This is a genomic window from Microvirga lotononidis, from assembly GCF_034627025.1.
Classification (GTDB): Bacteria; Pseudomonadota; Alphaproteobacteria; order Rhizobiales; family Beijerinckiaceae; genus Microvirga; species Microvirga lotononidis.
Map to the genome: position 1 here is coordinate 3,868,439 of NZ_CP141048.1, position 12,672 is coordinate 3,881,110.

Below are 12,672 nucleotides of genomic sequence, written 5' to 3' on the forward strand. Positions count from 1 at the left end.
GGCCGATCATGTCCCGTCGCATCCTTTGTGTTCTTGCTCTCCTGTTCGTGGCAGACGCCATTGCCGTGAACGGCCGCGCGCCGAGGCCCATCGTGCTGTCCGGCAAGGAGACGCTCGACGTGACCCGCCAGTCCCGCCTGCAGGTGTCACCTTCGGTCTGAAAGCCCCGGCTTCTGTGACCTTGGTCACGGACGGTCATTCCCGCATCGCGCATCATGGAAACGTAATCAGGAGGTCGTCATGGTTCTCATCGTTCTGGACCGGCTGACCGATCAGCCGTTGATCGTTTCCGTCCCGGTCCGGCCCGCCGTCCGCAAGGCGGAGCCCGCCATCGTGATTCACCCGCGCCAGTTCGGCGGCAGGAGGCAGTCATGAAACGCTCGAAACGGTCCGCCATGCGCCGCGCGCGGCGCTGGGTCCTCCAGGGGATGACGGGAGTCAAGCAATAGCCGGGCTTCCGCTTCATCGATGACGCGCCGGTGGTCCGGCACTTCCACTTCTCGGCCAAGAGCCCGCCCTGCCGTCCGCCCTGCGAAACGATGCCTTCTCCGGTTGAGACGATCCCCGTTTCCGATATAATTGCTTGGCTTTCAGTTGGGGCGGAGCATTCTTGGGAGGCGCGGCGGTGCACCCCGGTGGGGAACACATCCAGAGAGACCTGCCGTTCGTCTCGGCGCTCTCCGTCAATTCCTTCTTCTCCGCGCTGGGGCCGGATGCGATCGCGCAGATCGCCGCCCTGTGCACATCCCGGAAGATGCTCGATGGGGAAACCTTGTTTCTCAAAGGCGATCCCGGTGATGCTCTCTATGGCGTCAGGCGAGGCCAGATCGTCATCACGACGACGACGGATACGGGCCGCCAGTTCACGCTCAACATCCTCGGTCCCGGAGACGTCTTCGGCGAGATCGCCCTGCTGGACGGCCATGCCAGGAGCGCCGATGCGGTCGCCTCGGGCAATGTCGAGCTGTTCGTGATCCGGCGAAGCGATTTCCAGGATCTTCTCAAGAGACAGCCGGACATCACGACCAGGATCATTGAATTGTTGTGCGAACGCCTGCGCTTCTCCAGCGAGCGACTGGAGGAGGCGTCGCTCCTGTCGCTCAAGACCCGGCTGGCGCGCCGCCTGCTCAAGCTCGCCGATGATTTCGGCGAGGACATCGAGATCACGCAGGAGGAGCTGAGCGTGCTCGTCGGCGCGGGCCGGGAGACGGTCAACCGGCAACTGCAGAAGTGGCGCAAGGGCGGGGTCGTCGATCTCGGTCGGGCCCGCGTCAGGATCGTCGATCTCGCGCGCCTGCAGCAGGAAGCGGTCGCGCGCGACGGCGGAGCCGACTGACCGCGACCGGCTATTGGCCGGACGAGGCCGTGAGCGACGTGCCGGCCGGATCGGGCGTGAGGTAGACCCAACCGGTCGCCTCGGCGCTTTCGCGCTTGATGTACCGGTAGTTCGTCCGGGACCACTCCAGCACGTTGTCCGTCTTGTTGTCGAGGATGAGATCGCCCCGATTCGTGCGGACGGTCAAGACCGCATGACCCTCGCCGTTCTCGTCGAGCACGACGGTCATGCGCAGGGCCCGGCGCGGCAACCCGGCCTCGACGAGCATCTTGCGCTTGAGAAGCTGGTAATCCTCGCAATCGCCCATGCCGTCGGTCGGATAGCTCCACAGGTCCACGACGCCCCAATGGTCCTGGTCGGTCACCGGGATGAGGGAGCGGTTGACGGAGACATTCACGGAGGACAGGAGGGCTGAAAGGCCATCGGTCAATGGGATCATCTCGGGCTGCCGGAGATCGATGGTGCATTCGTCGGGGTTTCGATGGCAGAACTCCACCCAGGCCGGGAGGGGCGGGGCTTCGTCATGGCGGAAGAGATGCGGGCCGGCATTCACGGAACTCGCCGCCGAGAGGAACCATGCCAGAACGATCCACGTCCGTCTTCCCATTGCAACCTCCCGTGGGAGTGGTGGTCAGACCGGATGGGGGTCCCATGGGCCTGATCTGCTGATGGGATTCAGGCTGCGCTCTTTCATGGTCCTGTTCTGTGCACACGGTCACAAAGTTCCGTGCGGCTTGGTCGAACCGTATCGTCCGCTTCTAGAGATACCGGCCCTGGATATCGATGGAGGATTGGAGGCCGACCTTCGGGAAGTCGTCGAGCAGCCACGCTTCCGCCCTCCTGCGGCCGATGGCATGCAGATCGGTCAGGAAGGCCCAGTCGGCATTCAGCTTCGAGGCGGCTCCGAGGTGCTGCATGACGTCGTCGGCTTCGATGGCGTGCAGGCGGACCTGCCTGATGTCGGGCGAGGGAGCGCGCCCTTCCGCGACGAGCCTGTTCAGGAACTCGACCGCGCGCACCTCCCGCATCAGGGACGAGTTGAAGCTGATCTCGTTGATCCTGTTGAGAATGTCGGCGGCCGTCCTCGGGACGTCGGGCCGGCTGATCGGGTTGATATGGACCACCACGATATCGGGCTGCTCGCAGCGATAGATGAGCGGGAAGAGCGCAGGGTTCCCCATGTAGCCGCCGTCCCAGTAATGCTCGCCGTCGATCTCGACCGCCTGGAAGAGGAACGGCAGGCAGGCCGACGCGAGCACGACATCGGCGCTCATCTCCGGGTTCTCGAACACCCTGATCTTGCCCGAGCGGACATTGGTCGCGGAGAGAAACAGCTTGACCTGGGGCGAGCGGCGCAGCAGCTCGAAATCGACCGACTGTTCAATCACGTCGTGAAGCGGGTTGTAGTTGAGCGGATTGAGCTCGTAGGGCGAGGCCACCTGCGTCAGCATGTGAAAGGCGAGGAAAGCCGGCGAAGCCTCCAGGCGATGGTTCCCAGTGAGGCGGTCGAAGAAGGAGGGCTGGATGGGGCTGAGGCACGCAATGCGAGAGATCTGCTGCCAGAACTCCCTCAGGGAGTGACGGGCGCCCTCGCGCCCGCCCTTGGCGAGTCCGTGGGCGCAAACGACGGCGTTCACCGCGCCCGCGCTCGTGGCGCTGATCCCCTCGAAGGCGATGCCGTCCTCTTCCAGCAGGCGGTCGAGAACGCCCCATGCGAAGGCCCCGTGAGCACCGCCGCCCTGAAGCGCCAGATTGACCCGCTTCACCGCCTGCCGCCGCGCGGAGCGGTTGCGGCGGGAGGCGCGGCGGTCAGCCTTGTCCATGATCGCCTCTCGGCATCGCGATGGCCCAGCGTCCTGTCCGGTTGAATTCTATATGGCTTCGATTGGCGGTGGCGAGGGAGCGAACTGGGTAGGACGCGCCGAAGCCGGCTCCGCATGACGGAGCCGGCCCTGCATCACCTCGCCGAACGGGTTGGGGGAGCGTGTCTTCACTCGCGGAAGGTGACGGCGAGCCGGTCGGTCAGCGGCTGCGTCAGGTACGTGATGATGCGGCGTGCGTCGCCGAGGATCAGGACTTCCGCCGGAAGCCCGGGTGTGAGCTCCTTCCCTTCCAGCTTGCTCCGCTCTCCCGGGGCGATCGCGATCCTGACGGTGAAATAGGCCTGCCCTGATTGGCTGCTGACCACCTGGTCGGGAGACACGTTGGTGACCCATCCTTCCAGTTCCAGCGGCGTCGGCAGCTTGAAGGCGCTGATGCGGATGCTCGCCCGCTGATCGACGTGGACCTGCTCCACTTCGTCGGGACGGATCTTCGCGTTCACGATCAGGGGTTCGTCGTTCGGGATGATCGACATGAGCTTCTGGCCCGGGCTGACGATGCCGCCGATCGTATGGACCGCGAGCTCATGGACCAGCCCTTTCCGCGGCGCCCGGATGTCGAGCCGCTGGAGGCGGTCCTGCGCGGCGGAGAGCTGTTCTTCCGTCTCAGCGAGACCGGCCGTGACGGCCTGCAGCTGTTTCAGAACCTCGGAACGCGCATTCCGGGTCAGCTCGGCGATCTTGAACTCGATCTCCGTGAGCTGGGAGTGGGCGCCGGCGACTTTGGCCTCCATATCCCCCATCTCGCCCTTCAGGCGGCTGACCTCGCGCTCGGTCTGGCGCAGCACGGGGCGCCGGATCAATCCCTTGCTGTCGAGCATTCGCTGGTCGGCGAGCTCGGCCGTCACCTGGGCGAGTTCTTCCTTGAGCGCCTTGTAGCGCTCGTTGAAGCCGTCGATTTGCCGTTCGACCTGGACTTTCCGCTCCTGCTGCTGCGAGAGCTGGTTCAGGCGCGTGAAGCGCCGCTCGTTCATCAAGCTCTCCTCGGAGGCGAACGCCGCCCTCAGGGCGCTCTCCATCTGCCTGGACGAGAATGGACTCTCGGTGCGCGCGATCGTCGTGCGATCCTGGTTCTCGGCTTCGAGACGCGCCTTCTGCGCGGTGAGGTCGATCAGCTTGCGCTCCAGGATGCTCGCATCCGCCGTCACCTTGGCGGCATCGAGCCGGACGAGGACCTGACCCTCCTGCACCAGGTCGCCGTCCTTGACCAGGATGGCGCCGATGACGCCGCCTTCCAGATGCTGGACCGCCTGGGCGCTGGATTGTACAGCGAAGGTGCCGGCCGTGACGACGGCACTGTCGACCTTGGCGGCGACGGACCAGCCTCCGATCCCGAAGAACACGATGAAGGAACTCAGGACGAACCAGCGCATGAGCCGGCGCATGGATGAGGAATTGGCGGCAAGATCGTCTTCGAATTCGGTCATGGCGGGCTCCGCTGTCTAGGCCTCGGCGCTGCAGGCGACCGGCCGATCCGGTTGGTTGCAGGGGCTGGACGTTCGCTCCGGCCTCAGAGTCGCATGGTGCTCACTCTCGCGCTGTGACCCAGGCCACAGTTTCAGAAAGGGGCGTAGCTAGCTCACGAGGCCGCTGGCCCGCTGCGCCCGGGTCGCATCCAGGTTGGTCACTGTCGCCGAGGCGGCAGGGGCGTCGGATTCCGCCTGCGGGGTCGGCGCCGGCGCAACCGGGGCCGCGACGGATGGCGCGCTTGCCGCCGGGCCGGGCTTGTGCGGCTGGCCGATGCGCGGGAACAGGGCTGCGAGCACCTGCTCCTTCGGGCCGAACATCTCGGCGCGGCCGCCGCGGACGGACAGGATCTTGTTGGCCGCGAATATGGCGCTCGGACGATGGGCCACGATGACGACGATCTTTCCCGCCTGACGCATCTGTTGAATGGCATCGTTCAGCGACTGCTCGCCGAGCGGATCGAGGTTCGAGTTGGGCTCGTCGAGGACAACCAGGAACGGATTGCCGAACAGGGCGCGGGCGAGGCCGATGCGCTGGCGCTGGCCGCCTGACAAGGTGGCGCCACCCTCTCCGACCGGCGTGTCGTAGCCCATGGGAAAGGCGAGAATCATGTCGTGCACGCCCGCCATCCGGGCGGCTTCGATCACCTGTTCGGAGGTCGCATCCTTGCGGAAGCGCGCGATGTTCTCGGCAATCGTTCCGTCGAACAGCTCGATGCTCTGAGGAAGGTGGCCGATGGCGTCCGCGAGGGCGTCCGGCGAATACTGGCCGATCAGCGCGTTGTCGAAGCGCACCTCGCCACGGGCGGTCGGCCATGCGCCGACGAGGGCCCGGACGAGGGTGGACTTGCCGCAGCCGCTCGGCCCGATGATCCCGAGGGCGTCGCCCGCCTCGATCTCGAACGACACGCCGGAGACGGTTGCGATGGCTCCGCCGGGCGGAACGATGGCGATGTCGCGCACCGAGAGCGTGTGGCGCGGGCGCGGCATGCCGTGCTGCTGCTGCGTGGCCTTGGGAAGCTTGGCGGCGAGGGCCCGCAGGCGCCGCAGAGCCTGCCAGGCTGTCGACGTGCTGCGCCAGTTGCCGATGACCTGATCGATGGGAGCAAGCGCCCGGGCCAGGATGACCGAGCTCGCGATCATGGCGCCGGGCGACATCTGCGCCTCGATGACCAGATAGGCTCCGAGGGCGAGCATCGCGGATTGCAGCACGTGGCGGACCGTCTTGGAGATGGCGCCGAAGACGCTGGCATGATCCGCGAGATCCCGAGCGTGCGAGATCGAGTTCACATAGCCGCTGCCCCAGCGCTTGCAGAGATCGTCACCCATGCTCATGGCGGCGGCGGCTTCGGAATTCCGCCTCGCATCCAGGAGCAGGGTCATGGTCGCCGCATGGGCCTGGGTGGCGACCTTGACCGTGCCCTTGGTCGCCCATTCGTTGACGAGACTGAGGATCACGAGGAACAGGGCGCCGCCCGCGGCCGCAAGAAACAGGATCGGGTTCACGATCAGCAGAATCGCGAAGTAGATCGGCATCCAGGGCAAGTCGAGGAGGGCGACCGGGCCGGGGCCCATCAGGTAGTTCCGGATGGCCGCCAGGTCCTGGAGCGGATCGTGGTTGCGGGCATGGGGGCCGAAATGGAGCGGCAGCTTCAGGGTCGCCTCGAAAAGGGTCGGCGCCAGCCGGTGATCGAACGTGATGCCGACCCGGGCCATGAGCTTGCCGCGAAGTCCTTCCAGCAGGCCGTAGAAACCGTAGAGCAGCAGGGCCAGCAGGGTGAGCGCCGCCAGGGTGGGAAGGCTCTTGCTCGACAGGACCTTGTTGTAGACCAGCATCATGAACATGGGGCCGGTGAGCATCAGGACGTTACCGAGACAGCTGATGGCGCTGATGCCGATGAGCGGTCGTCTCAGGGTGCGAAGAGCGGTGCGAAGCTGCACTTCGGCGCTGGTCTTCATTCCATTCCTCATCGCGAGCATCCTTGCTGCGTGCCGCCTTCGCGCGGTCGAACCCTGCGGTCTGCGAGGCGGCTTCCTGTCGGCGTCTGGACGTGATCATGCGTGATCCGCGCTCCGGGCGCTGTGACATGCTTCACAAGCATCCGACGAAATGGCGGCCCGTCCTGGGGATGAAGCAATGGCGATGACGGGATCGTCGAAGCCGCGCAAAAGGAAGAGCGCCACCGGCTTTCGGCCGATGGCGCTCTGGGAGGGAGGAGGCGCTTAGTAGAAGATGGGGAACGAGTGGTCGTACGAAGACTGGTCGTTGAGCAGATGGGCGTCCTGGTTCGTCATCGCGAAGGCATCGCCGCCATGGCCGAACAGGGCCGGTCCGCCATGGGCATCCGTGACCGCAGTCTGCGAGATCGGGCTGGCATTCACGTTCAGGCTAGGGCTCACGCCACCGAAATAGTCGGAGGAATCCATGGACTGGTAGTTGAGGCTCTCGGCGTTCTGGTTCGTCACCGCGGTCGCATCGCCGCCGTGACCGCCGATGCCGGCGCCGCCTTCAGCAACAGTGGTGGCAACCTGGGTGATCGGGCTGGCATTGACGTTGAGAGACATGGGCTTGTCCTATCTATGCTGAGTGTTGCGTTCAGTACCGCCTGAAGTTCCATCTCCGTTGGCGATGATTAGACTTTGAACCACTTTGCCGGGCGGGACTGTGAACCGGATCACACCCACGAATTTTTTTGAAACGAAGCGAAAATAAAATCGAACGGCTCGTTCTTCTGCCCTGGCGCTGGAAAAGAAGAAGGGTCCCGGGAGGGACCCTTCGCATGGACCGTAAAAGGGCTGCCGCGCTCGAAAGGCTCAGCTGAGGACGGGCTCGTGCGGGATGACGGTCAACTGATCCGTCGATGCCGATTGCAGGCCGATGGCGCTGACGTCGCCGCCCACATCGATGGAGCCGCCGTCGGTCGCGTTCAGGAACACGAGCGTGTTCTGAATCTGGGTGGTCTGGATCACGGTATTGAAGCTCACGTCGAGATGGTCGATGGCGAAGACGATGACCGGCGGCATCGCGCCCGCATGGCCGAGGCCGTCGGACAGGTGGCCGAAGAGCACCTTGTCGAAGCCCCCGGCCTCGTCCCAAGCGGCCGCATCCCAGCCGAGGTTGCCGCCGTCGTGGGGCTGCACCGGGTCCTGAGGCTGCACGGGGTCATGCGGCTGTACCGGATCATGGGGCTGTGGAGAATCGTGCGGTCGCACGGACGCGCCGGGGCCGTCGCCATGATGCGGCCCGCGTCCGCCGAGGTCGGTTGTCAGGTGCTCGTCGGACAGATTGCCCCGATCCGCGCCGTCATGGATATCGCTCCGTCCACCGCGCATCCGCTCGTAAGGTTCGTCTTGATGGAAGGATTGCGGACCATGGGGCTGCCCGCCCGGATCGCTTCCTCCCGGGCCGTTCCAGTCGCCATGCCATCCTTGATCGTGCATCGGGCTCTCCTCGATCCCGGGCCGATCGGTCGACCACGCTGATCGTTCGGCGGAAATCGGGCCCGGTGCACCGGGTATATAACCTTGTCCGAAGGCAGGCTGTGACGTGCTTCACATTCCGCCCGATCCATTCATGAAGGCGACCGGTCTTTGCACGTCGCCCTCCGGACGATATGCTGGGCGGTCCTTGCCCCATCGTTGTGAGGACTCGACCATGGCGGAGGCTCAATCCTCGAACGCCGCGACCGGCGCGGACAAGTCCGTGAAGCTCGAACTGCTCGACATCTTCAAGGCCATCGATCCGCCGACCGTCGAGCAGATTGCGCGCAAGGCTCAGACACGGACGCTCGAAAAAGGCGAGTTGCTGTTCAATGTCGGGGACGTGTCCGACGCGCTGTACGTGATCGCCGACGGCCGCATCCGGATCTGGACCGTCTCGGCCGCTGGCGCCGAGGTGACGCTGAACGTCCTGACGAACGGGGCCGTCTTCGGCGAGATCGGCATGCTCGACGGAGGCGTGCGGACCGCCGGCGCGACCGCCATGCTCCGAACGCGCCTGACCAGCATCGCCCGACGGACCTTCTATGAGGCGCTCGACCGCGACCCGCAACTGGTGCGCAACGTGATCGATCTGCTGTGCCGGCGCCTCAGGTGGACCAGCGCCCGCATGGAGGACGCGACCTTGCGCCAGGCTCCGCAGCGCCTGGCGCGCATTCTCGGTCATCTGGCGCGGGATCACGGCAAGGCGACGCCCAAGGGCACCGAGATCGCCCTCAAGCTGACGCAGAGCGAGATGGCGCAATGGACGGCGATGTCGCGGGAGGGCTTGAACAAGCTCCTCAACCGCTGGGCCGAGGAACGCCTCCTGACCCAGGACCGGGGCAGTCTGATCGTCCACGATCTCGAACGGATCGACGACATCGCCGAGTTCGGCGAATAGAGCATCGGACGTGCGCGCGGGCTCGGACCCGATGGGAGAGGGCTCAATGGCGCCGCCGCGCCACGAGCTGTTGCGCGCGGCTCAGGAACTGCAGGCGCTCCTCCCGCGCCGGGATCTCGCGGGCAAGATCCTCGACGAGAGCCGCGAGATCGGTCATCTGCGTGGCGTGCCGTTTGACGAGGAGCCCGGCGACGGGGCCGAGATAGATCGTCAGGGCATGGGCGATGTCGGCGAGACAGGCCTCGGAGGCGGCGGAATCCATCGGAGGCGAGGAACGCGGGACGTCCGGGGCCGGGTCTTCGACGGGCGCCGGAGCCGCGTCCATCGGGTGTGAGGGAACGACCAGCGGCGCAGCCTTCGGCAGCGACAGCGCTCGCGCTTCCGGAACGGGCGGGGGAGGCGATGCGGGGCCGTTCCACTCCTCAGGCCTTGCCGGTGCCACCGAAAACACGGTGCGGTCGAGGGGCTCGATCCGGCTCACGGTCGCGTTCATGTCGGTCGCGGAGGGCGGCATCGACACGCTGAACGTCGTGATCCGGCGCGGGCTGTGCTTGAGGTCGAACACGCCTTTCTCCCCGAAGGTCGCGGAGATGCGGGGCGCCACGGCTTCCATGACGGCGGCCGAGACGAGAATCCCGCCGGGATCGGCGAGGCTCTCCAGGCGCGCCGCGATGACCAGCGTTTCGCCGAACGGCAGATCGTCATGGAACAGGACATCGCCGAGATGAATGCCGATCCTCATGCGGACCGCGTCGAACTTCGTCATGGCGGCGAGGCGCGCCTGGGTCTCAAGCGCGCAGCGGACCGCGTCCACGGCGCTCTCGAAGAGCGCGAAGATTCCGTCTCCCGGCATTCCGAAGAGCCAGCCGCCGTGGGCCGCAAGCTCCTCCCGCGCGATGCGCCGCGTCGCCCACAGCGCATCGAGGGTGTTGGTCTCATCGACGGAAACCAAGCCACCAAAATTCGCCATATCGGCTGCGAAGACCGCTCTTAGGCGTCGGACACGCTTGCCTGCAGGCTGCGGAGCATCGGGTGCCGGATTGTCCATCATTCTTTCATCGCGTACCTACACGTCACTGTTTGGTCTCGCTGAGTTTACCACGGATCTTGAGAAAGCTCGCGCGATCCCGCTCGCTGGGAATGAAGTCTGAAAGGCGGCGATAGAAGTCGTCCCGGCCTACCGCCTTCTCCGCCTGTCGCGCGACGAGCGTCGGGGCAACCGGTCCTATGAGAGGCAACAGAACTTCGGTGACGGCGCGGATCTCCGTCTGCGAGATCACGGCTTCCATCTGGGCAATCTTGAAGCCCTTGTCGTCGCGCAGCACCTGCTGGGCCGTCTTCCGGAACGTGGCCGCTTCAGCCTCGGTGGTGATTTTCCCGACGAGCCATTCGAGGAACGTATCGACGTCCATGGTCTCGTGAGAGGCCTGCTTCACCAGCAGGTGGCCGATGGGGCCGAGCGAATGCGCGAGCGATCGCCCGAGCGCATCGATCGCACCCGGCGTGAGGACTTCCGCCATGGTTTGGTTGAGCTGCTCCTTGACCGGCGCCGGAGGCTCCTTCGCAGGGGTATGCGAGAGCTCGGTCAGGTCGAGGGGCGGAAGGTCGGCACTGGGACGCATCTCGATGGATGCGTTGAGCGCGACGACGAACTCGTCCGCGGTCTGGTAGCGGTCCTCGGGGTTGCGGGCGAGGGCCTTTTGCACGACCGTGTCGATCTCCGGCCAAAGCTCGGGCCGGTAATTGATGATCGACGGAGGCGGGTCGTTCATGAGCTTGCGCATCAGCTCCGGCAGGTCGGCGGCGATGAACGGCTTCGCGCCGGTCAGCATCTGGAACAGGATGACCCCGGCCGAGAAGAGGTCCGCCCGGATGTCCGCCGGTCGGCCGAGGAATCTCTCGGGAGCCATGTAGTTCGGGGTGCCGATCGGAATGCCGCCGGGCCTGGTGAGGTCGAGCGCTTCCACATGGGCCACGCCGAAATCCGAGACCTTGATGGAGGCCGCCGACGGGCAGAGGATGTTCGCGGGTTTGACGTCGCGGTGAATGACGCCCTTGGAATGGGCGTAGCCCAGGGCGAACAGGAGCTGCGCCATGATCTCGCCGACCTGCCGGATCGGCAGCAGCGTGCCCCGCCGGATCACGTTCTCCAGCGTTCCCGCATTGACGTATTCCATGATGATGTAGGGCGCGCCGTCCTGCTCCACGAAATCGAACACGGTGACGATATTCGGATGCAGGCATCGCGCCGCGGACCGCGCCTCGGTGGCGAAGCGGCGGAGAAGCTCGTCGTTCTCGGACAGGTTCTCGAGGATCTCCGGACGAAGCGTCTTGATCGCCAGGGGCCGGTCGATCTGCTCGTCGTAGCCCTTGTAGACGACGCCGATCGCACCGCGGCCGATGACGTGATCGACGCGATACTTGCCGACCCTGGAGGGCATGGTGCCGCGGGTTCCAGCTTGGCTGCCGCCTGTCCTCAGATCCTTGTCTGCGGTCATCGGAGAACTTCCCCTGACGAACGATCATCTGGTTCTGGTAGGCCAGGGATCAATCGTATCGATCACTTTTCGAGCATCTTCAGTGCGCTATCCAGGCTCCTGCGCATGCGGTTGAAGGACCGGGAGAGAGAGGCGATCTCGTCCGATCCGGGATATTCGAACTCGGCAATGGTGGCGTCGCCCATGCTGACGGCTTCCGCGGTCTTCGCCATCCGGGTCACCGGGCTGATCACGTAGCGGTTCAGCAGGACATTGAGCAGGACCAGCAGAACGAGGAAGATGACGCTCGAGGTTCCCACGAACAATCCGAGATTCCGCCAGATCGAGCCTTCCGCGATATCCATGGGCACGGAGATGATCTGTGCGCCGATCGTCTCGTTGAGCTTCCAGCCGAAGCCGTTCTTGTTGCCGTAAAGCGCGACCATCGACGTCGGCGCCCGATCCGGCGTCGAGTGACAGGTCAGGCAGGATTCGTCCTTGATGACGAGAGGATAGGTGACCGTGTAGTGAGAACGGTTGTCGATCGTCTGGAAGCTGATGTCCTTGGCGAGGTCGGGATTGGCGCGGAGCTTCTCGATCAGTTCGCGCTCCCAGTCACGGGCGAGATCCGCCGGATTGGTCGGATTGAGCGCGGCCTCCTTGTAGAAGAATTGCGGATAGAAGCCGCGGAAATTGCGGAACGACGTCTGCGCGGAGAACGACGGGACCGTCTGCGGCAGGAACTGGATGCTCGAATGCTCGGCCAGCAACGGCTGTATCTCTTCCGAGGTATACCGGCGCACGGAAAGCGCTTGAGCCCGCAGAACATCGATCTGCGACTGCAGCTGTTCCATGGCTTCTCGGCGGGAGATTTGATAAAATGGATAAATCGATAAGCCGAGCCCTATCAGATAGCAAACGGCGAGAATGATGTTGAATTTTAGCCGTAATCCCACGGGAGATCTCCAACGGCTGGTGAGGTTAGTTCGCGTTACAACTACCAAATTCCATACTAGTGCAAGTCTTGGAGACGTGCCATGCATTTCGATCAAGCAGGCAGGTTGGTGGGGATATCGGCTGTGCGCAAGAGCACATGGGCTGAGCTTGGGAGAACATACGCGATACTCCTTTT

General features: G+C 64.8%; 13 protein-coding genes. 4 read left to right on the plus strand and 9 right to left on the minus strand.

Annotated elements, in window-relative coordinates; genetic code table 11:
- The first annotated feature begins 8 nt into the window (after positions 1 to 8).
- The 3 genes from U0023_RS18355 (at position 9) to U0023_RS18365 (ending at position 1,336) form a co-directional block, all read left to right on the plus strand.
- On the plus strand, positions 9 to 161 hold the full coding sequence (locus U0023_RS18355; protein WP_009492389.1) for a hypothetical protein: 153 nt from the start codon (positions 9 to 11) through the stop codon (positions 159 to 161).
- Positions 162 to 240: 79 nt separating this feature from the next.
- Positions 241 to 375 carry a hypothetical protein gene (locus tag U0023_RS18360; protein WP_009492390.1) on the plus strand — a complete coding sequence of 45 codons (135 nt, stop codon included), beginning with the start codon at positions 241 to 243 and terminating at the stop codon, positions 373 to 375.
- 250 nt (positions 376 to 625) lie between these two features.
- Positions 626 to 1,336: a Crp/Fnr family transcriptional regulator gene (locus U0023_RS18365; protein ID WP_009492392.1), complete on the plus strand. Its 711-nt coding sequence runs from the start codon at positions 626 to 628 to the stop codon at positions 1,334 to 1,336.
- A gap of 10 nt (positions 1,337 to 1,346) precedes the next feature.
- Here U0023_RS18365 and U0023_RS18370 read toward each other — a convergent pair whose 3' ends face one another.
- The 6 genes from U0023_RS18370 to U0023_RS18395 form a co-directional block, all read right to left on the minus strand.
- The gene (locus tag U0023_RS18370) at positions 1,347 to 1,943 is read right to left on the minus strand and encodes a transglutaminase-like cysteine peptidase (RefSeq protein ID WP_009492394.1); all 597 of its coding nucleotides are present in this window, start codon (positions 1,941 to 1,943) and stop codon (positions 1,347 to 1,349) included.
- A gap of 151 nt (positions 1,944 to 2,094) precedes the next feature.
- Positions 2,095 to 3,159, minus strand: coding sequence for a patatin-like phospholipase family protein (locus U0023_RS18375; protein ID WP_009492397.1), 1,065 nt, complete (start codon positions 3,157 to 3,159; stop codon positions 2,095 to 2,097).
- A gap of 167 nt (positions 3,160 to 3,326) precedes the next feature.
- Positions 3,327 to 4,643 carry an HlyD family type I secretion periplasmic adaptor subunit gene (locus U0023_RS18380; RefSeq protein WP_009492399.1) on the minus strand — a complete coding sequence of 439 codons (1,317 nt, stop codon included), beginning with the start codon at positions 4,641 to 4,643 and terminating at the stop codon, positions 3,327 to 3,329.
- Between the two features lie 147 nt (positions 4,644 to 4,790).
- A complete protein-coding gene (locus U0023_RS18385) occupies positions 4,791 to 6,641 on the minus strand; it encodes a type I secretion system permease/ATPase (protein WP_009492401.1) in 1,851 nt (616 codons plus the stop codon).
- A gap of 264 nt (positions 6,642 to 6,905) precedes the next feature.
- Positions 6,906 to 7,247 carry a hypothetical protein gene (locus U0023_RS18390; RefSeq protein WP_009492403.1) on the minus strand — a complete coding sequence of 114 codons (342 nt, stop codon included), beginning with the start codon at positions 7,245 to 7,247 and terminating at the stop codon, positions 6,906 to 6,908.
- Between the two features lie 249 nt (positions 7,248 to 7,496).
- Positions 7,497 to 8,123: a hypothetical protein gene (locus U0023_RS18395; RefSeq protein ID WP_009492404.1), complete on the minus strand. Its 627-nt coding sequence runs from the start codon at positions 8,121 to 8,123 to the stop codon at positions 7,497 to 7,499.
- 214 nt (positions 8,124 to 8,337) lie between these two features.
- On the opposite strand from U0023_RS18395, the gene U0023_RS18400 reads away from it, so the two are divergent.
- Entirely contained in the window at positions 8,338 to 9,063 is a 726-nt protein-coding gene (locus U0023_RS18400; RefSeq protein ID WP_009492406.1) for a Crp/Fnr family transcriptional regulator, read from the plus strand.
- A 43-nt stretch (positions 9,064 to 9,106) separates the two neighbouring features.
- On the opposite strand, the gene U0023_RS18405 is transcribed toward U0023_RS18400, so the two are convergent.
- From U0023_RS18405 to U0023_RS18415, 3 genes are all read right to left on the minus strand, one after another.
- Positions 9,107 to 10,114 carry an adenylate/guanylate cyclase domain-containing protein gene (locus tag U0023_RS18405; RefSeq protein ID WP_009492408.1) on the minus strand — a complete coding sequence of 336 codons (1,008 nt, stop codon included), beginning with the start codon at positions 10,112 to 10,114 and terminating at the stop codon, positions 9,107 to 9,109.
- Positions 10,115 to 10,136: 22 nt separating this feature from the next.
- Positions 10,137 to 11,561 (minus strand): serine/threonine-protein kinase, encoded by a 1,425-nt coding sequence (locus U0023_RS18410; protein ID WP_009492410.1) that lies wholly within the window; start codon positions 11,559 to 11,561, stop codon positions 10,137 to 10,139.
- 62 nt (positions 11,562 to 11,623) lie between these two features.
- Complete coding sequence (locus tag U0023_RS18415; protein ID WP_052600664.1) at positions 11,624 to 12,394, minus strand: c-type heme family protein; 771 nt, start codon at positions 12,392 to 12,394, stop codon at positions 11,624 to 11,626.
- Positions 12,395 to 12,672 lie beyond the last annotated feature (278 nt).

What these genes read in the sequence shown, in the direction of transcription:
- U0023_RS18355 (WP_009492389.1), top strand. Translation starts at nt 9, where the DNA reads ATGTCCCGTCGCATCCTTTGTGTTCTTGCTCTCCTGTTCGTGGCAGAC.
- U0023_RS18360 (WP_009492390.1), top strand. Translation starts at nt 241, where the DNA reads ATGGTTCTCATCGTTCTGGACCGGCTGACCGATCAGCCGTTGATCGTT.
- U0023_RS18370 (WP_009492394.1), bottom strand. Translation starts at nt 1,943, where the DNA reads ATGGGAAGACGGACGTGGATCGTTCTGGCATGGTTCCTCTCGGCGGCG.
- U0023_RS18375 (WP_009492397.1), bottom strand. Translation starts at nt 3,159, where the DNA reads ATGGACAAGGCTGACCGCCGCGCCTCCCGCCGCAACCGCTCCGCGCGG.
- U0023_RS18380 (WP_009492399.1), bottom strand. Translation starts at nt 4,643, where the DNA reads ATGACCGAATTCGAAGACGATCTTGCCGCCAATTCCTCATCCATGCGC.
- U0023_RS18385 (WP_009492401.1), bottom strand. Translation starts at nt 6,641, where the DNA reads ATGAAGACCAGCGCCGAAGTGCAGCTTCGCACCGCTCTTCGCACCCTG.
- U0023_RS18390 (WP_009492403.1), bottom strand. Translation starts at nt 7,247, where the DNA reads ATGTCTCTCAACGTCAATGCCAGCCCGATCACCCAGGTTGCCACCACT.
- U0023_RS18395 (WP_009492404.1), bottom strand. Translation starts at nt 8,123, where the DNA reads ATGCACGATCAAGGATGGCATGGCGACTGGAACGGCCCGGGAGGAAGC.
- U0023_RS18400 (WP_009492406.1), top strand. Translation starts at nt 8,338, where the DNA reads ATGGCGGAGGCTCAATCCTCGAACGCCGCGACCGGCGCGGACAAGTCC.
- U0023_RS18405 (WP_009492408.1), bottom strand. Translation starts at nt 10,114, where the DNA reads ATGATGGACAATCCGGCACCCGATGCTCCGCAGCCTGCAGGCAAGCGT.
- U0023_RS18410 (WP_009492410.1), bottom strand. Translation starts at nt 11,561, where the DNA reads ATGACCGCAGACAAGGATCTGAGGACAGGCGGCAGCCAAGCTGGAACC.
- U0023_RS18415 (WP_052600664.1), bottom strand. Translation starts at nt 12,394, where the DNA reads ATGGAACAGCTGCAGTCGCAGATCGATGTTCTGCGGGCTCAAGCGCTT.